The following is a 21,089-nucleotide window of genomic DNA, read 5'->3' as shown; positions in this document are numbered from 1 at the left end:
TCAAGGAACGGACGCTTCCTTCGTACTCACCACAAGAACACTCTCGCGGCTTTCCTCCGGGCGCTTCCCTTCGGTGTTTCCGACTCTATCAGATCTTTCTCGACCCGATTTCCTCGGTGCTTTCCAGGTCTTCGCTTTCGCGTTTCCCTTTCCGGCGGTCCCGACTTTATCAGAACTCTCAACGCCGACTGTGCGGCGTCGATTTCTCGTTCATCGGGAGGGGCTCCTCGGGATCTGTGTCCCGGAAGCAGACAGACACTCACCGTCACCTACTGGTCAATCCCAGTTCCAGGCAACTGTTCGAATCTACCTCCCCACCCGACCCGTGTCAACGGCTCTTGTGGGGCGAAGAGGAGAGTAGCAGGCCCAGGCGGCGACACGCACATCCGGGACTCCGTCTCGGGATGCACATGTCCCGGAGGCCTCCTCGGCCTCTTCTACCCGTTCCCCTTCATTGTCCCACCGTCATGCAGCCGTCGGAACCGTCGCACTGCGTTCTGCCGCCTCCACGTCGCCCGTGTCGCCGGCCCGGGCCGCGTGGCCTCCTAGGACGTAGACATAGGCGAGAAAAGCCAGCTCGGCGACGACGCCCACGCCGATCCGAGCCCAGGTCGGGAGGCCGGAGGGGGTCACAAAGGCCTCGATGACGCCCGAGACGAACAGGACCAGGGCAAGACCGATCGCGATGCCCAGCGCGGCACGGCCCTCCTCGGCGAGGGCGGTACGGCGGGAGCGGGGACCGGGGTCGATGACGGTCCAGCCGAGCCGCAGACCGGTGCCGGCGGCCACGAAGACGGCCGTCAGTTCCAGGAGACCGTGCGGGAGGATCAGCCCCAGGAAGGTGTCGAGGCGGCCCGCCGAGGACATGAGGCCGATGCCCACTCCCAGGTTCAGCATGTTCTCGAAGAGGATCCACAGGACCGGGAGGCCCAGGAAGACGCCGAGGACCAGGCACATCGCCGCGGCCTGGGCGTTGTTCGTCCAGACCTGCGCGGCGAAGGCGGCGGCGGGATGGCTGGAGTAGTACGTCTCGTACTCACCGCCGGGGCGCGTCATGTCGCGCAGCGCGCCCGGGGCCGCGATCGCGGACTGGACCTCCGGGTGGGTGCCGATCCACCACCCCAGCAGCACAGCCGTCACCGTGGAGAGCAATGCGGCGGGTGTCCACCAGCGGCGCGAACGGTAGACCGCGGCGGGGAAGCCGTGCGCGAAGAAGCGTGCGACATCGTGCCAGGAGGCGCGGCGGGTGCCTGTCACGGCGCTGCGCGCGCGTGCCACCAGCCGGCTGAGGCGCCCGGTGATCTGGGGATCGGGCGCGCTGGACTGGATCACGGACAGATGAGTGGCGGTGCGCTGGTACAGCGCGACGAGTTCGTCGGCCTCGGCTCCGGTGAGCCGGCGCCTGCGGCGCAGCAGGGCCTCGAGGCGGTCCCACTCGGCTCGGTGGGCGGACACGAACACGTCGAGGTCCATGGGATGGGCCGCTCCTCGTCCTCTCGTACTGCGTGCCGGCTTGTCGCACGGCGGCACGATGTGTGCTCAGCTTGGCAGACTGGCGTATCCCGGGGTGGGTGAGGGGAAGGACGGCGGGCGTGAGTGAGCTAGTGACGGGCGAGGCGGTGGCGCTGGAGCTGCGCCCCGCGAAGCTGCCGAGCCGGGCGCTGGCCGTGCTGCTCGACCTCGTGGTGGACGTGGTCGTCTACGTGGTCGTCATGATCGCTCTGGCGGTGTCCACGTCCGGGATGGACGAGGCCGCGCAGACGGCCGTGTCCATCGCGGCCTTCCTTCTCGTCCTCGTGGGCGGGCCCATAGCAGTGGAGACGCTGAGCCACGGCCGTTCGCTGGGGAAGCTGGCCTGTGGACTGCGCGTGGTGCGCGACGACGGCGGGCCGATCCGGTTCCGGCACGCGCTGGTCCGGGGTGCGGTGGGCGTGGTCGAGATCCTGATGACGTTCGGGGTGGTCGCGTGCATCGCCTCACTGGTGTCGGCACGGGGACGGCGGCTCGGTGACGTGTTCGCGGGCACGCTGGTGGTCAGGGAACGGGTGCCGGCCGGCCGTACGGGCTTTGTGCCTCCGCCGCCGCCCTGGCTGGCCGGGCGGTTCGCCGGACTGGACCTTTCGGCGGTTCCGAACGGGCTGTGGCTGGCGATACGGCAGTACCTGACGCGGATGCACCAGCTGGATCCGCAGGTGGGCCGGGCGATGGCGGAACGTCTCGCCGCCGATCTCGCGGCGCGCACGGGGACGCCCGCGCCCCCCGGGGTGCCGCCGGCCGCATATCTGGCGGGGGTGGTGCAGGAACGGCAGGCGCGGGAGGCACGGCGGGCGTTCGGCGGCTCGGGCGGGGGCGGGGCCGTGGGGGCGAGTCACCAGGGACCCTGGATTCCGGGCGGGCACGCTCCGGCCCCTCAGCAGGGCACCGCTCCGCGCGCCGGTGGAAGTCCATGGTCGCCGCCCGGCTCGAACGCCCCGGAGGATCTGCCGGGGGCGCCCGTTCCGCCCGAGGCGTTCGCGGGGTCCCGGACGTCGGTGCCCGTCGCGCCGCAGGCCCCGCAACCGGCCGCGGGGCCTGCGAAGACGCCGGACCGTCCCGCCACCGGGTTCGCGCCGCCCGCGTAGCTCCCCTGTACTTGCCGTTGTACTTGCCGTGCGCGGGGCTTCCCTGCCGGGCCGTGCGCGGGGCTTGCCTGCCGCCCGCGTGACCGCCGGGTCCGTCGGCGAGGCAGGCGGGGCGCCGGCCGCCGGCGCGTGCTCCCCCTCTCCCCCCTCTCCGTCAGGTGAACACCGACGGCGGTGACTCCAGGTCTTCCAGCTCGATCCCGGGTGCCGCGAGCACCACGTCACCGGCGATGTGGACGCTGTGCCGCTCTCCGGTGTCCAGGGCTGTGACCTGGTATTCGTCCACGATCAGGGGGGCGTTGTCAGTGGGGTGTGCTTCTCTTTCGATCAGGGCCCAGGACTGGTCCACGGTACGGGGGGCGAGGACCGGGTCCGTGAAGGCGACGAGGCGTACGCGCGTCGCCGCGGAAGACGGGGTGAGGCGGAGGAGACGGGCGGTGGCGACGAGGAACGCCGGGGAGGTGCCGGTGAAGGCGTGGGCGCGGACGTTGCCCTCGGTGGCGCGGGCACCGGTGGGATCCGTGCGGACCCAGGTGACGCCCTCGAGGGCGGCGCCTCGCACCTGCCAGCCGGCGGCGTGCAGTTCGAGCCGGACGGGACGGCCGAGTTCGTCGAGCGCGAGGTCGACGGAACCGGCGTGGTCACCGGAAGGGGTGGTCACTTGCGAGACGTAGCGCCAGCCGGAGGGACCGGGCGCGCACTGGAAGTGCTCTTCGGCGAGGAGGGTGTGGTCGTGCGGGTCGTGAAGCGAATATCGGCCGCGGGGCATGGACGTCCTGGGTCGTGACGGACTGGTCGGGCCGGTGTGCCTGGTCCGGCCACAGGGGCAGGCCCCCGACACGGGGGTGCGGGGGCCTGCCTCGGGACCTGCTGCTGAGGGGCGTCTCAGTGCACGGGCGCGCTCACCGCGGAGTGCGCGGCGGGCGCGCGGGCGACGGCGGCCGACCGTGCGCGTGCACGGTGGTGCCGTGCGTGCTCAGTAGCGGTAGTGGTCCGACTTGTACGGGCCCTCGACGTCGACGCCGATGTACGCCGCCTGCTCGGGGCGGAGCCTGGTCAGCTTCACACCGAGCGCGTCCAGATGCAGACGGGCCACCTTCTCGTCCAGGTGCTTGGGCAGCGTGTACACACCCGTCGGATACGTATCGGGCTTGGTGAACAGCTCGATCTGGGCCAGCGTCTGGTCCGCGAAGGAGTTGGACATCACGAACGACGGATGACCCGTCGCATTGCCCAGGTTCAGCAGCCGGCCCTCGGACAACACGATGATCTTCTTGCCGTCGGGGAAGGTCCAGGTGTGGACCTGCGGCTTCACCTCGTCCTTGACGACACCCGGAACCTTCGCCAGCCCCGCCATGTCGATCTCGTTGTCGAAGTGCCCGATGTTCCCCACGATCGCCTGGTGCTTCATCCTGGCCATGTCGGCAGCCATGATGATGTCCTTGTTGCCCGTCGTGGTGACGAAGATGTCAGCCTTGTCCACGACCTCGTCCAGCGTCGTCACCTGGTAACCGTCCATGGCCGCCTGCAGCGCACAGATCGGGTCGATCTCCGTGACGATCACCCGGGCACCCTGGCCGCGCAGCGACTCCGCACAGCCCTTGCCCACATCGCCGTACCCGCACACCACCGCGGTCTTGCCACCGATGAGGGTGTCGGTCGCACGGTTGATACCGTCGATCAACGAGTGACGGCAACCGTACTTGTTGTCGAACTTCGACTTGGTCACCGCGTCGTTCACATTGATCGCCGGGAACAGCAGCGAGCCCTCGCGCTGCATCTCGTACAGACGGTGAACCCCGGTCGTGGTCTCCTCGGTCACACCACGGATCTCGGACGCCAGCTGGGTCCATTTCTGGGGGCTCTCGTCCAGGGTGCGGTGCAGCAGCTGGAGGATGACGCGGTGTTCGTCGGACTCGGCGGTCTCGACCGCCGGGACCTTGCCGTCCTTCTCGTACTCGACGCCCTTGTGGACCAGGAGGGTGGCGTCACCGCCGTCGTCGAGGATCATGTTCGGGCCGCCGGTGGGGCTGTCCGGCCAGGTCAGCGCCTGCTCCGTGCACCACCAGTACTCCTCCAGCGTCTCGCCCTTCCAGGCGAAGACGGGGATGCCCTGGGGGTTGTCGGGCGTGCCGTCCGGGCCGACGGCGATGGCGGCGGCCGCGTGGTCCTGGGTGGAGAAGATGTTGCAGGACGCCCAGCGGACCTGAGCGCCGAGGGCAACCAGGGTCTCGATGAGGACCGCGGTCTGGACGGTCATGTGCAGGGAGCCGGTGACGCGGGCGCCGGCCAGGGGCTGCGCCTCGGCGTACTCCTTGCGGATCGCCATCAGTCCGGGCATCTCGTGCTCGGCGAGGGTGATCTCCTTGCGGCCGAACTCGGCCAGGGAGAGGTCGGCGACCTTGAAGTCCTGTCGGTTCTCGACAGTCGTCATGACGAGCTGCTCCTCGGGGTGTGGGTCGAGGGTGGGTACGGCTGGTCTGCGCGGCGGCGGGCACAGGGGTGCCCGAAAGAGGACACAGGCATGCCCACGTGCGCGCAGCGCAGTCCGTCGGAGGCCCTCTCTCCCTCGGCCGGCCCGTAGCGGACCGCCCGACCGCCATCAGCAGCGACGTCTGGCTCCGTCCCAAGCTACACCGGACGGCCGCAGGCTCCCCAGTCCGCCTCCGGCGACATCCGGTCGCTTTCGGTCGGATTCCCGGGAGGAACACCGGTGTCCCGGGCGGTCGCCCGGGACGGCCGTCCGCCCCGGTCCGCCCCTCGTTCTCGCGCTCGTGGGGCAGGTCCCGGGCATGCGGGGGCGTGGTCAGTGCCCGGTCGTCCGGGCCGGGCCGCCTGGCGTCGCCTCGCGGTCGGGGCCCTTGGCGGCCTCGACCTCGCTGTAGATGTCCGGCTCCAGGTAGATGACGCGGGCGATGGGAACGGCGGCGCGGATGCGGGCCTCGGCCGCGTCGATGGCGGTGGCGACCTCGGCGGCCGTCTCGTCGTGCCGCACCGCGATCTTGGCGGCTACCAGCAGTTCCTCGGGGCCCAGGTGGAGGGTGCGCATGTGGATGATGCCGGTGACCATGTCGCCGTCGACGGCGGCGGCCTGGATCTTCTCGACCTCCTCCGCGCCCGCGGCCTCGCCGAGCAGCAGGGACTTGGTCTCGGCGGCGAGGACGAGGGCGATCAGAACGAGGAGCACACCGATGCATACGGTGCCGATGCCGTCCCAGACGCCGTCGCCGGTGAGGAGCGCGAGGCCGACGCCGCCGAGCGCGAGGACCAGGCCGATGAGCGCGCCGAAGTCCTCCAGGAGGACGACGGGCAGCTCGGGCGCCTTGGCGCGGCGGATGAACTGCATCCAGGACTGCTTGCCGCGCAGGTCGTTGGACTCCTTGATGGCGGTGCGGAAGGAGAAGCCCTCGGCGATGATCGCGAAGGCGAGGACGCCCACCGGCCAGTACCAGTGTTCCAGTTCGTGCGGGTGCAGGATCTTCTCGTAGCCCTCGTAGATCGCGAACATGCCGCCGACCGAGAACAGGACGATCGACACGAGGAAGGCGTAGATGAAGCGCTCGCGGCCGTAGCCGAAGGGGTGCTGCGGGGTCGCCTCGCGCTGGGCGCGCTTGCCGCCGACCAGCAGCAGGAACTGGTTGCCCGAGTCGGCGACGGAGTGGACGCCCTCGGCGAGCATCGACGACGAGCCGCTGAAGGCGAACGCCACGAACTTCGATGCCGCGATCGCGAGGTTGGCTCCGAGTGCCGCCACGATCGCCTTGGTGCCGCCTGACGCGCTCATGTGTTCGCGTGTCCCTTCCTAGCCGTCCGCGCCGCGCGTCGCACATGTGTACGCCGTCCGGTGCTTTGCCCGTCCTTTGCCAGTGGGCCATTGTTGCAGCCGGGCCCGGCGGCGGTGCGCCGGACCGGTGGAGCGAGGGTCCCCGGCCGGTGCGGGGCCGGGATCAGGCGTTGACCGTGGCCCGGAAGACCGTGCCGTCACCGGACACCCCGGCCTTCTCGTCCGCCGGTACGAAGACCGACCCGCCGGGACCGAGCACGTGTTCCCCCACGCGCACGGTGCCCGCCGTGCACAGCAGGATCTGCGGAGCGGAACGCGTGAGGTCGCGTACGGCGGCGCCCTCCGGCAGGACGTACCGGGACAGGCGGAACTCGTCGATCGGGGTGTCGTAGACCTCTTCCCCGTCGGACGACGCCTCGGGGCGCAGAACGTTGGGGTCGCCGGCCTCGAAGCGGACGATGCGCAGCAGTTCGGGGACGTCGACGTGCTTGGGGGTCAGGCCGCAGCGCAGCACGTTGTCGGAGTTGGCCATGATCTCGACGCCGAGGCCGTTCAGGTAGGCGTGCGGGACGCCGGCGCCGAGGAAGAGTGCCTCGCCGGGCTGGAGCCGGACATGGTTGAGCAGCATGGCCGCGATCACGCCGGGATCGCCGGGGTGGTGGTGGGCGATGCCGGCGTAGGGGGCGTAGGCGCCGCCGAGGCGGGCGCAGGCCGCCGCGGCCTCGGTCACCGTGCGGGCCATGTCCTCGGGGTCGGCGGTCAGCACGGCCGTGAGGACCTCCCGCAGGGCGGCCTCCTCGGGGTGTGCGTGCAGCACGTCGACGTAGGGCTTCAGGGAGTCGACGCCGAGGCCGGCGAGCAGGTCGGCGGCGGCACCGGGCTCGCGGAAGCCGCACAGGCCGTCGAACTCGGTGAGGGCGCAGATCAGTTCGGGCTTGTGGTTGGTGTCCTTGTAGTTGCGGTGGGGCGCGTCGATCGGGATGCCGCGGCGCTCCTCGTCCTGGTAGCCCTCCCTGGCCTGCTCCAGGTCGGGGTGCACCTGGAGGGAGAGGGGGGCGCCGGCGGCGAGGATCTTCAGCAGGAACGGCAGCCGCGGGCCGAACCTGGCGACGGCCCGGTCCCCCAGCTCGCGTTCCGGGGCCTGGTCGATCACCTTGTCGAGGGGGCCGCGCGGGGTGCGCGAGGGTGCGCCCGGGTGCGCTCCCATCCACATCTCCGCCTGCGGCTCACCGGTCGGCTCCGCGCCGAGCAGCCGGGGGATGGCCGTGGTCGAACCCCAGGCGTAGGGGCGGATGGTGTTGTCGAGGCGGTCCATGGGTGTCTTTTCTCCGTACGTACGCGGTCAGCGGCCCGCCGGCCGGATGTCGTGAGCCAAGATCAGGCCCCCGAAGCGAGCGCCACGTAAACGGCGGCGAAATCCGTGATGGCGATCAGCTCGGCGAGGGTCTCCAGTTCGCCGCCGTCCTCCGGTTCGAGTTCGCTGATCGCCGTGTCGTGGCCGAGGGCCAGCTCGCGGGCGGCGGGCGCCGCGCTCAGGCCGCCGATCGGGCGGTCGCGCAGCAGCACCACGCGCGCGTGGAGGGCCTGCGCCTCCTCGACGCGGTCGCGGAAGAAGTCGTCGGGGTCGGCTCCGGCGGCGAGTGCGCCGGACAGCAGGACGCTGTGCGAGGCGAGCGCCTCGGGCAGTTCGGCGGTGAGCGCGGGGCGTCCGGCCAGTTCCGCGAGCGCGGCGGCGAAGCGGCGGCCGGCCGGCGCGGCGGAGACTCCCTCCGTCCAGATCACCGGGAGCGCCTCGGCCAGCTCGGCGGCCAGGGTCTTGGCGGGGTTGCCGTAGGTCGCGATGGCGGGACCGCAGCGCTCGGCGACCCGGTCCAGGCGGTCGGCGACCTTCTCCAGGGTGTCGGGCGGTGCGGACAGCAGCCCCGCGCGGTCGAGGAGGGCGAGCAGCGGGGTGAGCAGGGCCCACAGGACGCCGGGGGCGGAGGCGGCCAGCGGTTCCTCCTGCTCGTACGGGGCGGCCGCCATCGGGACGAACAGTCCGTGGGCGCCCGCCACCGCGTCCGTGATCGGGGACCGGGCGGGGGCCACGGCGACGACGCTGCAGCCGCGCCGGTACGCCTGCTCGACCAGGATCGACAGGCCCGGTTCGGCGCCGTCGGGGCTGGCGATCAGCAGGAGGTCCACGGGGCCGGCCCAGCCGGGGAGTTCCCAGCGCAGGGCCCCGGGCGCCGGCGCGACGCCGGTGGGGTGGATGCGGGTGACCGGGCAGGCGGCGCCGGCGAGGGTGCCGAGCAGCTCGGCGACGCCCGTCGAGGCGGTGCCGGGGCCCGCGATGAGGACGGAGCGGGGACGGCCCTCCGGTTTCAGGTCGTTGATCCCCGCCTCCGCGGCGAACCGCACGGCGGTACGGACCCGGGCGCTGGCCTCGGCGGCCCCGCGGAGCAGCGCGCGGCGGTCGGCCCGCGACAACGCCTCGGGGTCGTCGAGCAGCGATTCGTCGAGCATGGGCGGCAGTCTCCGATCGCCGGGGGTCGTCACGCCGGGCGGCGGGCCTCGTCGACGAGCAGGACCGGAATGCCGTCCCGGACGGGGTAGGCGAGACCGCAGTCCTGGCCGGTGCAGATCAGCTCACTCTCCTCCTCCTCGAGGGGGGCGTGGCACGCCGGGCAGGCGAGGATCTCCAGGAGGCCGGCTTCGAGCGGCATGAGGGGTCCCTTCGGGGCGGGTGCACTTGGCCTGGTCAGAGTACCGCCGCGGGGTGCGGCATGTGGGGGTTGGGCAAGGCGCGCGGGGGACGGGCGCGCGGGCTCGGAGGGCGGGCGGGGTGCTCTCGCTCCCGGCCACCCGGGCACCTGGAGCTCCCGGGCATCCGGTCCGCCCGGCCACCCGGGCACCTGGAGCACCCGGACACCCGGCCCGCGCGGACACCCGGTCCGCCCGGGCATCCGGTCCGCCCGGGCATCCGGCGCGCCCGGACCCCGCGCGTCCGGCCTCAGCCGCGGATGATCCCCAGCGCCTCGTCGCGGATCTTCGTCATGGTCGCCTCGTCCTTCGCCTCCGCGTTCAGCCGCAGCAGCGGTTCCGTGTTGGACGGGCGGACGTTGAACCACCAGTCGGCGGACGAGACGGTCAGGCCGTCCAGCTCGTCCAGTGCCAGGCCCTCGCGGCCCTCGTAGGCGGCCTTGATCGCGGCGAGACGGCCCTTCTGGTCGTCGACCGTGGAGTTGATCTCGCCGGAGCTGGCGTAGCGGTCGTACTCGGCGACCAGCTGCGACAGCGGGCCGTCCTGGCCGCCGAGGGCCGCCAGGACGTGGAGAGCGGCCAGCATGCCCGTGTCGGCGTTCCAGAAGTCCTTGAAGTAGTAGTGCGCGGAGTGCTCGCCGCCGAAGATCGCGCCGGTGCGCGCCATCTCACCCTTGATGAAGGAGTGGCCCACGCGGGTGCGCACCGGCGTGCCGCCGTTCTCGCGGACGACCTCGGGCACCGACCACGAGGTGATCAGGTTGTGGATGACGGTGCCCTTGCCGCCGTGCCTGGCCAGCTCGCGGGCGGCCACCAGGGCCGTGATCGCGGAGGGAGATACGGGGTCGCCGTTCTCGTCGACGACGAAGCAGCGGTCGGCGTCCCCGTCGAAGGCGATGCCGAGGTCCGCGTGCTCCTCGCGCACCCGCTTCTGCAGGTCGACGACGTTCTTGGGGTCGAGGGGATTGGCCTCGTGGTTCGGGAAGGTGCCGTCGAGCTCGAAGTACATCGGGACCAGGTCGACGGGCAGCCCGGCGAAGACGGTCGGCACGGTGTGCCCGCCCATGCCGTTGCCGGCGTCGACGACGACTTTCAGCGGCCGGACGGAGCTCAGGTCGACGAGGGAGCGCAGGTGGGCCGCGTAGTCCTCCAGTGTGTCGCGCCGGCTGATCGTTCCCGGTGTCCCCACGGCCTCCGGGGCGCCCGTGTCCAGCCACTGCTCGGCCAGCGCCCGGATCTCCGCGAGCCCCGTGTCCTGGCCGACCGGGGCGGCGCCGGCCCGGCACATCTTGATGCCGTTGTACTTCGCCGGGTTGTGCGAGGCGGTGAACATCGCGCCGGGCAGGCCGAACGCGCCCGACGCGTAGTACAGCTGGTCCGTCGAGCACAGGCCGATCTCTGTGACGTCGGCGCCGCGGCCCGCCGCCCCGCGGGCGAAGGCGCGGGACAGGCCCGGCGACGAGGGCCGCATGTCGTGGCCGATCACGATCGCCTCCGCGCCGGTCACCTGCACGAAGGCGGCGCCGAAGAGCTCGGCCAGCGGCTCGTCCCACTGGTCCGGGACCACCCCGCGTACGTCGTACGCCTTCACGATCTGCGACAGATCAGCAGCCACGACCAACCCTCCTGAGGTCTCAAGGATGAGCTCAACCTACCTGGTGCGACCGAGGGCTCACGGAAGCATCCAGTCCAGGACCGGAGAGCTCTGTCCCACCACGATCAGGCACATCACCAGCAACAGGCCCAGGCTCCACGGCAGTACCTTGCGCAGCAGGTCCCCCTCACGGCCGGCGAGACCGACCGCCGCGCAGGCGATGGTGAGGTTCTGCGGAGAGATCATCTTTCCGAGGACGCCTCCCGAGCTGTTGGCCGCGGCGAGCAGTTCGGGCGACAGGCCCGACTCGTGGGCGGCGCTGACCTGGAGGGCGCCGAAGAGGGCGTTGGCCGAGGTGTCCGACCCGGAGACCGCCACCCCGAACCAGCCGAGCACCGGGGACAGGAAGGCCAGTCCGGCGCCGGCCGCCGCCACGAAGTGGCCGATCGTGGCCGCCTGTCCGGAGAGGTTCATCACGTAGGCGAGCGCCAGGACGGACGTCACGGTGAGGATCGCGTACCTCAACTCGTGCACCGTGGCCGCCCATTCCCTGGCCGCCACACCCGCGCGCACACCGAGCACGAGGGCCGTGCCCACCCCGGCGAGCAGCACGAGTGTGCCGCCGGTGGACACGATGGGCCAGGTGAAGACGTTGGCACCGACGGGCTTGCCGTTCGGCGCGGCGACGTTCAGGAAGGGCCAGTCGAAGGTGCGGGTCGCCCCGGCCAGCCAGTCCTTCACGGCGGGGATCTGGGCGACGGAGAAGACGGCGACGATCAGGGCGTACGGGGCGTAGGCGCGCAGCACTTCGGGGCGCGGGTCCTCCTGGTCCAGGTCCTCGCTGCGCGCGCCGGTCAGGACCGCGACCCGCACGGACTCGGCGGCGGGCTTGCGCGCGTGGGGCACGGCGACGAGGGCGCCGGCGCCGACCAGGGAGGCGCCGATGTCGGCGAGTTGCGCGGAGACGTAGTTGGAGGCGGCGAACTGGGCGGCCGCGAACGCGGTTCCGCACACCAGCGCGGGCACCCAGGTCTCCCGCAGCCCGCGCCGCCCGTCCACCAGGCCGACGAGCACGAGGGGCACGACCAGGGCGAGCAGCGGGGTCTGACGGCCCACCACGGAGGCGACGGAGTCCAGCGGAAGACCGGTGACCTGGGCGAGCGTCACGACCGGCGTGCCCATGGCGCCGAAGGCGACGGGTGCGGTGTTGGCGACCAGGGCGACGACGGCGGCGCGGACCGGGTCGAAGCCGAGGGCGACCAGCATCACCGAGCAGATCGCGACCGGAGCCCCGAAGCCCGCGAGGGCTTCCAGCAGCGCGCCGAAGCAGAACGCGACGACGAGGGCCTGGATGCGCGGGTCGTCGGACAGGCGCCCGAACGAGCGGCGCAGGATGTCGAAGTGCCGGGTGCGGACGGTCATCCGGTAGACCCACAGGGCGTTGACGACGATCCACAGGATGGGGAAGAGACCGAAGACGGCTCCCTGGGCGGCGCTGGAGAGCGTCTGGCCGAGCGGCATGCGGTACGCGAGCCAGGCGACCAGGGCGGCGGCCAGAAGACCGATGAGGCCGGCATGGTGGGCCTTCATGCGGACGCCCCCGAGCAGCACCAGGACGATCAGCAGGGGAAGGGCCGCGACGAGGGCGGACAGGCCGAGCGAGTCGGCGACGGGTTCGAGTTGCTGGACGTACACGGACGCCTCCCCGATTTCCGTCATGCGGAAAATGATTTCTCAACGAGTGACGGAATGGTCGTGTCCGCAACAACGCCACGTCAATGGGCGTGCAAGATCCGACGAAGCGGGAACGGAAAACTGCCGGGCCGGTGGGCGCGGTGGCTCAGTTGTCCGGCGAGCGCAGCACCCGCAGATGGCCGCGGCGGGCGACCTCCATCGGGTCCGCGGTGCGGGCGCTGCCGCCGCCCGCGCCGGCCGTGCGCTGCTGTGGACGGGCCGCCTCGCGCACCGCGTTGGCGAGGGCCTCCAGGTCGTCACCGCTGGGGCGCGCGGGAGCCGAGCCGTCCAGGAGCCGGACGACCTCCCAGCCGCGCGGCGCGGTCAGGCGCTCGGAATGCTCGGCGCACAGGTCGTAGCAGTGGGGCTCCGCATAGGTGGCGAGCGGGCCGAGGACCGCGGTCGAGTCGGCGTAGACGTACGTCAGCGTCGCGACGGCGGGTCGGCCGCAAGCGGTGCGCGAACAGCGACGTACAGGGCTCACGACGTTGGACGGTACCGCACTCTTGAGCGGGCCGCGACGACTCTCCCCCAGGTCACTCCACCGTGTCGTGCTGTGAATCGCCCCACACACCCCTCCGAACCCCTCAGGCTGACCTGCGCGGACGCCTCGGGAAGGGATGCGGTGCCGACCTGAAACCGGTCACCACTTGGTACAAAGCCCATCATTTTTCATGAGGTCGGCGGTCCGGGAGAGATACGGAATCGAGCCCAAGCTTGGCCGGAATGGTCATCTGGCGACATGCCGCACGGTCGTCGCAGACATCCCGCGGCACGGCCACGGCGAGCCGGTTGGACGTCGCGCCGCTCAAGAGGGCGCGGCGGCCGTGCGGGCCGGGCGCGGCGCCCCCGCGGGGACTACGCTTCGTTGTGATGGACAAGCCCGTACCGCCCCGCGCCGCAGCACCCGGTCCCCGCCGTCGTGACCGTCACGGCAGAGGCATGCGCGGCCCCATCGCGCCGCCGCAGGTGCCCCTCGCCGCGAGCCGCGCCGAGGCGTTCGCGGACCTCGTGCAGGACTCCGTCGAGCGCCTGGAGCGGCGCTGGCCGCAGCTCTCCGACATCGATTTCCTGGTCCTGGAGGTGCCGCGCCTCGACGGTCCCGGCCGGCTGTGGAGCGACGAGGCGGTGCCCCTGGGCGGCACGATCCCGGCGCGTGACGGCCGCCGGGCGCGCGTGGTCGTCTACCGCCGCCCGGTGGAGATCCGCACGAAGGGTCATGACGAGCGGGCGGCCCTGGTCCACGAGGTCGTCGTGGAGCAGGTGGCGGAGCTGCTGGGGCTCACTCCGGAGACGGTCGACCCGCGCTACGGCGAGGACTGATCCGGGCGGGACGCCGCGGGGGGGGCGGACGAGTCCGCCCCTGGCGGCCGTCACTTCTTCAGCAGCACCGACAGGTCCTGGTCGGCCTCCGGCACCGCCACCGTCCCCCGGTCGTCAGGGAGGCTCTGCACCGTGAACGCGGCGACGCCGCTGTCGCTCGCCGCCCGGAGGGTGCGGGCGCCGTAGAGGGGCCCTCCGGAGACCCACTCGACGGTGAGCGCGTACGTCCCCTTGAGGCCGCTCGGTACGGGCACGTCCACGTCCTGTGTCGTGCCGCCCTTGATCGTGAACTCCTTCGTCACCGCCGTGCCGCCCTCGCTGCCCGCGGACGCGGTGACCTTGGCGGTGGCCGTGCCGGCCGGCGCGCTCAGCGAGAGCGTGGTCTCCTTGGCGCTGTTGCCGACGGCCGACGCGCGCGTGCCGATCGCGGCGGTGGCCGGGATGAAGGCGGACTCCTGCTTGTCGCCCTTGCCCCGCACCACCTGCAACGCCGCCACCACGGGGACCGCCGTACCGGTGGGCATGAGCACCAGGGAGCCCGCCTCGCCGCGCGTGACGTCGTGGAGGTCGGCGGTGGCGGTCATGTGGGACTTCACGTGCAGCGTCTCGTTCCCCGCCGGGGTGATCTCCCCGGAGGGCGAGGCCAGGCGCACCTTGAGGTCGGCGTCGGCGTCGCCGGGCATGAAGACGAACAGACGGACGTCCGTGGCGTCCTTGGGGATGCCGGGCATCACCAGCGAGCCCGCCGGGTCCGTGGAGGCGGCCAGCCAGTCGCCGCCCAGCTTGTCGTCGAGGGCCTGCACGGCGGCGGCGACGCGGCCGCTGCGGACGCTCACGTGGACCGTGACGCCCGCCTCCTGCGCGTCGGTGGTCGTGGACAGCAGGACCGGTTCGCTGGAGTGCGGCGGGACCGTGATGCCGTCGGCGACCGTCGACTTCAGGGCGCCGTCCTTCCCGTACAGCTCGATGTCGACGACCGCGGCGGAGTCGTCCGGATTGGTCAGGTGCACGTAGTCGGTGCGGGAGGCGGTGGTGGCGGCACCCGCGAACCAGAACTCGGTGTCCGGGGCGGTGCAGTTGGTGCCGAGCAGCCCTCGGCCGGTGCCCGCGGCGACCTGGGTGGTCTCCTGGACCGTCCAGCCGGGCGCGAACCGGCCCGTGGCGGTGCCGAGGAGCGCCGGCGTGTCGGGGCCCGAGCTGTCGCCGGTGACCGGCGTGCCGGGCGCCTTGGGTGTCACGGTCGGCGCGTCGGACTGCTTCTTGTCCTTGCCGTTCTTGCCGTTCTTGCCGCCGGTGCCGCCGGTGCCGCCCGCGGACGGCGTGCCCGCCGCGACGAGTTCGGCCTTGCCGCTGCCGCCGGTGTTCTCCGCGACGGGTGTGAAGGACGTGTACGACGTCTCGGCGAGGTCGGAGGTGCTCGGCTCGGGGCACAGCAGCCGGGTCTGCTCCACGGGCAGCCGGGCGGCCGTGCCCGTCGTGCCGCTGCCGGAGGCGTCCGGTGCGGCGAGCGCGGCGAATCCGGTGACGGCGGCGAGCGCGGTCGCGCCGGCGATCAGGGACAGGGTCGTGCGGTTCACTGCTGGCTCCCGTCGGGGCGCTCACTGTCGGTGCCGTGCGCCGGGTCGTACGGCGTGCCGTACCCCTGGGTGTACGTCGGGTCGTAGGGCGCCGCGGATCCGTAGCCGTACGGGTCGTACTGGGCGCCCTGGTAGGGGTCCGCCTGGTAGGGGTCCGGCTGATAGGGGTCCGCCTGGTACGGCTGCTGCTGGTAGGCGCCCGGCGGATACTCCTCGGCTCCCTGGTACTGCTCGCCGCCGTAGGTGCCGTAGTCGGCGCCCTGGTACGCCGTCGTGTCCCACGCGCCGTACTCCGGCTGCTGCGGGACGGCGGCGGGTGCCGGGGCCTCCTCCGGAACGGGAGGCGGAGCGCCGCCGTCCTGGCCGTCCTCCTCGGCCTCGGCCTGGGCGCGCAGGCGACGGGCACGGCGGCCCTCGCCGGCGGTGTCCTGCGCGGGCAGGGCACGCTCCTCCGGGAGGTCGTCGTCGACGTCGCGGCGGCGGCCGGGCAGCGCGAGCACCACGAGGACGACGGCGAGCGCGCCCTGCGCCCACAGCCAGGCGGTGTGGCCGAACGGCGTGTCGTACGTGAGGTCCAGCCTCCCGCCGGAGGCCGGCAGTTCGAAGCCCTGGGCCCAGCCGTCGACCGTGGTGCCGGTGAGCGGCCTGCCGTCCAGGGTGGCGGTCCAGCCCGCGTCGGCGGAGTCGGCGATCCTCAGGACACGGCCCTCGGCGCCGGACGGGATCTCGGTGTGCACCTCGACGGGGCCGGCGGCGACCGGCTGCGGTGCGGCGGAGCCGCGGACGATCGCGGCGCGGGAGACCTGCCGGTCCACCCGCCACAGGGCGCTTCCGTCCTGCTGGCTGAGCCGGCTCAGGCCGGGCGTGGCGTCCAGGACGCGGCTGATCTCGCGGGGCGCGCCCCTGCGGACGAGGACGTAGCGCACGGCGAAACCGCCGAGTTCGTCGGCCTGGTCGGCTCCCGAGCCCGCCACCAGGTTGGCGACGACCTTGTCGAGCTGCCTGTTCTCGCCGCCCTCCGCGGCGAGTTCCCCGTCACCGAGGCGGGCGCCGGAGCCGCGGACCAGGGTGTAGCCCACGCGCGCGGTGGAGGACCCGTCGAGGACGAGGGTGCGGGCCTGGTCGCTGGTGCCGCCCTCCTCGGCGACGAACGCGGGCACCTGCACGGGATCGCGCCGCTCCAGGGGGTTGTCGGCGCCGCGGATCATCCATCCGGCGGCGATGAGCAGCGGGCCGGCCGCGGACGCGAACGCGATGAGCGCGGCGACCGGCTGGCGCCATCCGAAGCTCTGCTCGGCCACGCGGGTGCGGGCGCCGTCCGCGCCGATCACGGCCGCCGCGAGAAGCGCGATCCCGTAGACGAGGGTCGCGGGCCCGGCCCAGGTGGAACGGTTGGACAGGACCGCGAGGACGAGCCCCACCAGGGCGACCGCCCACGCCGTCCGGACGCCCCCCTGGCGCTCGGTGCGCAGCAGGGCGGCCAGCGCGGCGAGGACGACGCCGACGAGGATCAGCCCGCTGACGGTGCCCGGCCCGCCCGGGCTCGCGCCGAGCAGGTCGGTGGCGGAGGCGGCGCTCTTGCCGTAGTCGAGTCCCGCCTCCTTGAAGAAGCCGAACGGAAGCAGCGACAGCGACCAGGGGGCCAGCACCAGCAGCGGGGTGCCCATCTGGACGAGGAAGCGCAGCCCGTAGGCGGGGAGGTCGTTCCTGCGCACGGCGAGCAGCGCCAGGCCGAGGATGAGGGCGATCGGCCACACGATCGGGGTGAAGGCGGTGGTGACCGTCAGCAGCAGGGCGTAGGCCCAGGTCGCGCGCCAGCTGCCGCGGGTGCCCGGCGCATGGGCGAGTCCGGCGGCCGCGACGCCCGCGCGGGCGATGAGCGGCAGCAGGACCGCGAGGACCGCGGTCCCGATGCGGCCGCCCGCGAGGGCTCCGGTGGTGGCGGGCAGGAAGGCGTAGGCGACGGAGGCCCAGGCGCGCAGCAGCCGCGACTCCACGAGCGGGCGCGACGCGAAGTACGCGGTGAGCCCGGCCAGCGGCACCGAGCAGACGAGCAGCACCGTGACCGCGAGTCCCGTGGAGCCGAACAGGGTGCTCGCGAGCAGGGCGACGAGTGCGAGATAGGGCGGCGCGGACTGCGTGCCGCCCGCGCCGACCGGATGCCAGGCGTCGAGATACCGCGACCACAGCTCGGAGGAGTCGGCGGGCGCGGGCAGCAGCGCGCCGCCTGCCAGCGCGCCCCCGCCGAGCAGGGTCCGGCAGGCGGCGAGGGAGACGAGCAGGAGGACGACGAAGAGCATCGGTCCGGGCTTGCGGGCGATGCGCTTGAGCCGGCCGAACTGCTCGACCTCCAGGAAGTCGGCGTCGTCGCCGCCGGGTCCGGACTCCACGGCCCCGCCGTGCCGGCCGGCCGAGGAGACCTCGGGGTCGGAGCGGCCCACCAGGCTGCTCGCGACCTGCTCGACGGTGGCACGGACGGTCGCTCCGGGCGGCGGGAACAGCGGGCGCAGCTCGCCCTTGTCGACCTGCGGACGGCCGCGCGTGCGCCGCCCGGCGATGATCCGCTCCGGTCGCAGCAGGGTGCCCAGCAGGCCGCGCACCTCGTCCAGGGCCTGTCCCGGCACCTTGCCGACCAGGTACGCCACCGTGCGCAGCAGGGTGCCCAGCACCAGGCGAAGCAGGACCCAGGGCAGCTGTGCCGTCCGTGCGTTGACGAGGAGGGTGTAGACGGCCCCCGCCTTGTCCACCTTGTGCGGGGAGGCGGTGGTGCGGCCCACGCAGTCGACGGTGCGGCGCTCGCGTGAGGCGGCCTCGGCGTGCCGCACGACTGCCTCGGGGGCGATCAGGACGCGGTGGCCGGCGGCCTGCGCGCGCCAGCACAGGTCGACGTCGTCGCGCATCAGCGGCAGGTGCCGGTCGAACCCGCCGAGCTGCTCGAAGACGTCGCGCCGGACGAGCATGCCGGCCGTGGACACGGACAGCACCGGGCGGACGTGGTCGTGCTGGCCCTGGTCCTGTTCGCGGCGGTCCAGGCCGGTCCAGCGGCGGCCGGAGTTGGCGATGGTGACGCCGACCTCGAGCAGCTGCCGGCGGTCGTACCAGCCGCGGAGCTTGGGGCCGACGACGGCGACCTCGTGGCCCAGCTCGTGCTCCTGCTCCACGACGCGCAACAGCTCGGCGAGGGCGTCCGGTTCGGGAGCGCAGTCGTCATGCAGGAGCCACAGCCACTGCACCGGCTCGCCGTACGGCAGCTCCGGCATGTCGTACGCCTCGTCCCGCCAGGTGCGGGTGACGGGGTCCCAGCCGCTCGGGCGCCTGAGGTAGGGCAGGTCGTCCGGGGTCAGCACGGCCGCGCTGCGCCCCGCCTCGTCGACGGCCTGGCCGAAACCGGTGCGCCGGGCGAGGTGGAGCACGCGGTCGGCGCCCAGGGCGTCGGTCAGCAGCTGGGCGGAGTCGTCCCCGCTGCCGGTGTCGGCCGCCACCGCGTTCTGCACGGGGCGCTCCTGGCCGAACAGCCCGGCGAGCGCGTCGGGCAGCCAGCGGGCGCCGTCGTGGGAGACGAGCACCGCGGTGACCACGTGGCGCGGGAACTCGGGCGGGCGGGTCGGATCTAGCAGCGCCGGGCCGGGCTGCTCGAACGGCGCGGTGGCGGTGTCGCGTTGGACCGCCGAATGGCTGTGGACGGACATCGAGGTACGGGCCCCGGTTCGATGGACTGCGGTGGACGCCTGTGCCCGCAGGGGCAGCGGTGCGTCTCGGACGGAGGCCCACACTAACGGCTGGACAAGATCACGGCCCGCCGCCTGTGGACAGACCACCTGCGCCGGGCCGTTCGTTACGTAAGAGTGTGTGCCTTTTCATCGCTTGCCGGGCCGACCGGCCACCGCGCACGGGTGCGCCTGCCTCAAGACACCCAGAACGCCACTTTCCGGACAACGCGGCGTCAGACGGCGGCCTTCTTCAGCCGACGGCGCTCACGCTCGGACAGACCGCCCCAGATGCCGAACCGCTCGTCGTTGGCAAGTGCGTATTCGAGGCACTCCGAGCGGACCTCACAGGCGAGGCAGACCTTCTTGGCCTCGCGGGTGGAGCCGCCCTTCTCGGGAAAGAAGGACTCGGGGTCGGTCTGGGCGCACAGCGCGCGCTCCTGCCAGCCGAGTTCCTCGTCCGCGTCGTCGACCAGCAGTTGCTGCACCAGCTCGGTCATGTGCGCCCCTCGTCTGTCTTTCGCGTCCCCGTGATGTAGCCGTTACCGAATCCGGCTGAACGACACGAGTGAAATTACAAGTGTGCCGATCCGGGCCAGTCAAGCCGAGATCTGCTATTGGGCCCCTTATTCACTCTGCGGAACCAAGGCTATGCGGAAAGTGTTCAAATCGGCATAAACCCAGACGCGCAGCAGGGGCCCCAGCGCGCGCCGACGACTTACAGAGAAGGACGTCCACGGAATCGATCTCGTTCCGGCACGAGCGGCGAAGCGAACCGGATCACATTCGGATCACGAGATCGCAACGGGGCCCGTGCGCCCGGTTGTGCGCCATGTGTCCCCGGGACCGGCCGAACAAACCTTTCGCCACCGGGATGAACCGGATGGGGTGAACCGGCTCCCACATCCCGGACGTCAAGTTGACAGGCCGAGGTGTGAGCCGATGTCCTAGTGGGCATGCTCGCGAATCCGGCACTCACCTCGACCCGCTCGACCGGGTCCCACGGTGCTGCCCGTGCTCGCTGTAGCTGTTGCCGTTCCGGCTGTTGAGCGCTGACCCACCCGCTCCGGCCGCCTTCGAGTCCACGCGACTCGGCCGTTGTTCCCCTCGCCCCTGCCGGGGCCTGCGCCGCCCCGCTCGTGACCCGAGCGGACGGCGCGCGACGTCCAGCCACCGCCGCACTCCCGCCGAGGAACCCCGCACCCCATGAACAGCGACAGCGACCTCCAGATCGCCGGCGACATCCTCGAGGTACCGCATCTGCTCCAGCCGCCGCGCGAGCACCCGGCCACGGTGGCCGAGTTCGCGGGCCTCGCCCGCTCGATCGCCGCCGACCCCTCCCAGTGGGAGCACCTCGTGCGGTACGACGCGGCGTCCCGCTGGTACCACCGGCTGCGCACCGGCCCCGGCTACGAGGTGTGGCTGCTGTCCTGGGTCCCCGGGCAGGGCAGCGGGCCGCACGACCACGGGCGCTCGTCCGGCGTACTGACCGTCCTGCGCGGCGCGCTCACCGAGCGCACGGAGCGCGGCACCCGCGCGTTGGGTGCGGGGGCGCAGCGCGTGTTCGCGCCGGGGTACGTACACGAAGTGGTGAACGACTCGCTGGAACCGGCGGTCAGCCTGCACGTCTACCACCCGGGCCTGACGGAGATGCCGATGCTCGCCGAGTCCCCCCTCCGCCCGGCCGGACGGAGCGTCGCCGGCGCCTGCGCGGCGGAGCACGGCACGGCGGAGCGCGGCACGGCGAACCCGGTCACGGCCTGAGCGGTGCCGCGCACCCGACGGCGCGGAGCGCGGGGCACGGGGCACGGGCACGAGCGCGAGCGCGGGCGCAAAGGCCCTGGGGCACGGGCACTGGCACTGGCACTGGCACTGGGGCACGGGGGCACGGGGGCACGGGCACGGGCACGGAGGTGCGCGGCGCGGGACAGGAGGGCGCGGTCGCGCGGCCATCACGGGCGGGAGGGGGAAGGCGCGGTAGCGCACCATCACGGCACACGTTGTCGT

16 protein-coding genes are annotated in these 21,089 nt (G+C 72.6%); 3 read left to right on the top strand and 13 right to left on the bottom strand.

What is annotated here, in order from left to right:
- Positions 1 to 465: 465 nt before the first annotated feature.
- Positions 466 to 1,473, bottom strand: coding sequence for a stage II sporulation protein M (locus ACFYMU_RS21200; RefSeq protein ID WP_388375155.1), 1,008 nt, complete (start codon positions 1,471 to 1,473; stop codon positions 466 to 468).
- A 119-nt stretch (positions 1,474 to 1,592) separates the two neighbouring features.
- On the opposite strand from ACFYMU_RS21200, the gene ACFYMU_RS21195 reads away from it, so the two are divergent.
- Positions 1,593 to 2,621, top strand: coding sequence for an RDD family protein (locus ACFYMU_RS21195; protein WP_388375152.1), 1,029 nt, complete (start codon positions 1,593 to 1,595; stop codon positions 2,619 to 2,621).
- Positions 2,622 to 2,775: 154 nt separating this feature from the next.
- Here ACFYMU_RS21195 and ACFYMU_RS21190 read toward each other — a convergent pair whose 3' ends face one another.
- The 9 genes from ACFYMU_RS21190 to ACFYMU_RS21150 all read right to left on the bottom strand — a co-directional run bounded on the left by ACFYMU_RS21190 (position 2,776) and on the right by ACFYMU_RS21150 (position 12,959).
- The gene (locus ACFYMU_RS21190; protein WP_388375149.1) at positions 2,776 to 3,390 is read right to left on the bottom strand and encodes a hypothetical protein; all 615 of its coding nucleotides are present in this window, start codon (positions 3,388 to 3,390) and stop codon (positions 2,776 to 2,778) included.
- Positions 3,391 to 3,597: 207 nt separating this feature from the next.
- Positions 3,598 to 5,055 (bottom strand): adenosylhomocysteinase, encoded by a 1,458-nt coding sequence (gene ahcY, locus ACFYMU_RS21185; protein WP_388375146.1) that lies wholly within the window; start codon positions 5,053 to 5,055, stop codon positions 3,598 to 3,600.
- A gap of 372 nt (positions 5,056 to 5,427) precedes the next feature.
- Positions 5,428 to 6,405: a cation diffusion facilitator family transporter gene (locus tag ACFYMU_RS21180; RefSeq protein ID WP_388375143.1), complete on the bottom strand. Its 978-nt coding sequence runs from the start codon at positions 6,403 to 6,405 to the stop codon at positions 5,428 to 5,430.
- Between the two features lie 163 nt (positions 6,406 to 6,568).
- Positions 6,569 to 7,720 carry a mannose-6-phosphate isomerase, class I gene (gene manA, locus ACFYMU_RS21175; RefSeq protein WP_388375140.1) on the bottom strand — a complete coding sequence of 384 codons (1,152 nt, stop codon included), beginning with the start codon at positions 7,718 to 7,720 and terminating at the stop codon, positions 6,569 to 6,571.
- Positions 7,721 to 7,782: 62 nt separating this feature from the next.
- Positions 7,783 to 8,910, bottom strand: coding sequence for an SIS domain-containing protein (locus ACFYMU_RS21170; RefSeq protein ID WP_388375137.1), 1,128 nt, complete (start codon positions 8,908 to 8,910; stop codon positions 7,783 to 7,785).
- 29 nt (positions 8,911 to 8,939) lie between these two features.
- Positions 8,940 to 9,110 carry a Trm112 family protein gene (locus ACFYMU_RS21165; RefSeq protein ID WP_388375134.1) on the bottom strand — a complete coding sequence of 57 codons (171 nt, stop codon included), beginning with the start codon at positions 9,108 to 9,110 and terminating at the stop codon, positions 8,940 to 8,942.
- 287 nt (positions 9,111 to 9,397) lie between these two features.
- Positions 9,398 to 10,762 carry a phosphomannomutase/phosphoglucomutase gene (locus tag ACFYMU_RS21160; RefSeq protein ID WP_388375131.1) on the bottom strand — a complete coding sequence of 455 codons (1,365 nt, stop codon included), beginning with the start codon at positions 10,760 to 10,762 and terminating at the stop codon, positions 9,398 to 9,400.
- A 57-nt stretch (positions 10,763 to 10,819) separates the two neighbouring features.
- Complete coding sequence (locus tag ACFYMU_RS21155) at positions 10,820 to 12,436, bottom strand: L-lactate permease (protein ID WP_388375191.1); 1,617 nt, start codon at positions 12,434 to 12,436, stop codon at positions 10,820 to 10,822.
- Positions 12,437 to 12,581: 145 nt separating this feature from the next.
- Positions 12,582 to 12,959 (bottom strand): DUF3499 domain-containing protein, encoded by a 378-nt coding sequence (locus tag ACFYMU_RS21150; protein WP_388375128.1) that lies wholly within the window; start codon positions 12,957 to 12,959, stop codon positions 12,582 to 12,584.
- A 389-nt stretch (positions 12,960 to 13,348) separates the two neighbouring features.
- Between ACFYMU_RS21150 and ACFYMU_RS21145 the strand changes: the two genes are divergently transcribed.
- Complete coding sequence (locus tag ACFYMU_RS21145; protein ID WP_388375125.1) at positions 13,349 to 13,798, top strand: metallopeptidase family protein; 450 nt, start codon at positions 13,349 to 13,351, stop codon at positions 13,796 to 13,798.
- Positions 13,799 to 13,848: 50 nt separating this feature from the next.
- Here the strand turns inward: ACFYMU_RS21145 and ACFYMU_RS21140 are convergent, their stop codons facing one another.
- The 3 genes from ACFYMU_RS21140 to ACFYMU_RS21130 all read right to left on the bottom strand — a co-directional run bounded on the left by ACFYMU_RS21140 (position 13,849) and on the right by ACFYMU_RS21130 (position 19,582).
- Positions 13,849 to 15,375: a DUF5719 family protein gene (locus ACFYMU_RS21140; RefSeq protein WP_388375122.1), complete on the bottom strand. Its 1,527-nt coding sequence runs from the start codon at positions 15,373 to 15,375 to the stop codon at positions 13,849 to 13,851.
- Complete coding sequence (locus ACFYMU_RS21135) at positions 15,372 to 19,064, bottom strand: glycosyltransferase (RefSeq protein WP_388375119.1); 3,693 nt, start codon at positions 19,062 to 19,064, stop codon at positions 15,372 to 15,374. Before ACFYMU_RS21135 ends, ACFYMU_RS21140 begins: the two co-directional genes overlap by 4 nt.
- Positions 19,065 to 19,318: 254 nt before the next feature.
- Positions 19,319 to 19,582: a WhiB family transcriptional regulator gene (locus ACFYMU_RS21130; RefSeq protein WP_003975777.1), complete on the bottom strand. Its 264-nt coding sequence runs from the start codon at positions 19,580 to 19,582 to the stop codon at positions 19,319 to 19,321.
- Between the two features lie 706 nt (positions 19,583 to 20,288).
- On the opposite strand from ACFYMU_RS21130, the gene ACFYMU_RS21125 reads away from it, so the two are divergent.
- Positions 20,289 to 20,846: a cysteine dioxygenase gene (locus tag ACFYMU_RS21125; RefSeq protein ID WP_388375115.1), complete on the top strand. Its 558-nt coding sequence runs from the start codon at positions 20,289 to 20,291 to the stop codon at positions 20,844 to 20,846.
- The last annotated feature ends 243 nt before the right edge of the window (positions 20,847 to 21,089 follow it).

The sequence above is a fragment of the Streptomyces sp. NPDC007264 genome (assembly GCF_042869095.1).
GTDB lineage: Bacteria > Actinomycetota > Actinomycetes > Streptomycetales > Streptomycetaceae > Streptomyces.
The sequence above is the reverse complement of the archived record's forward strand: the minus strand, read 5'-3'. Positions and strand labels throughout refer to the sequence as shown.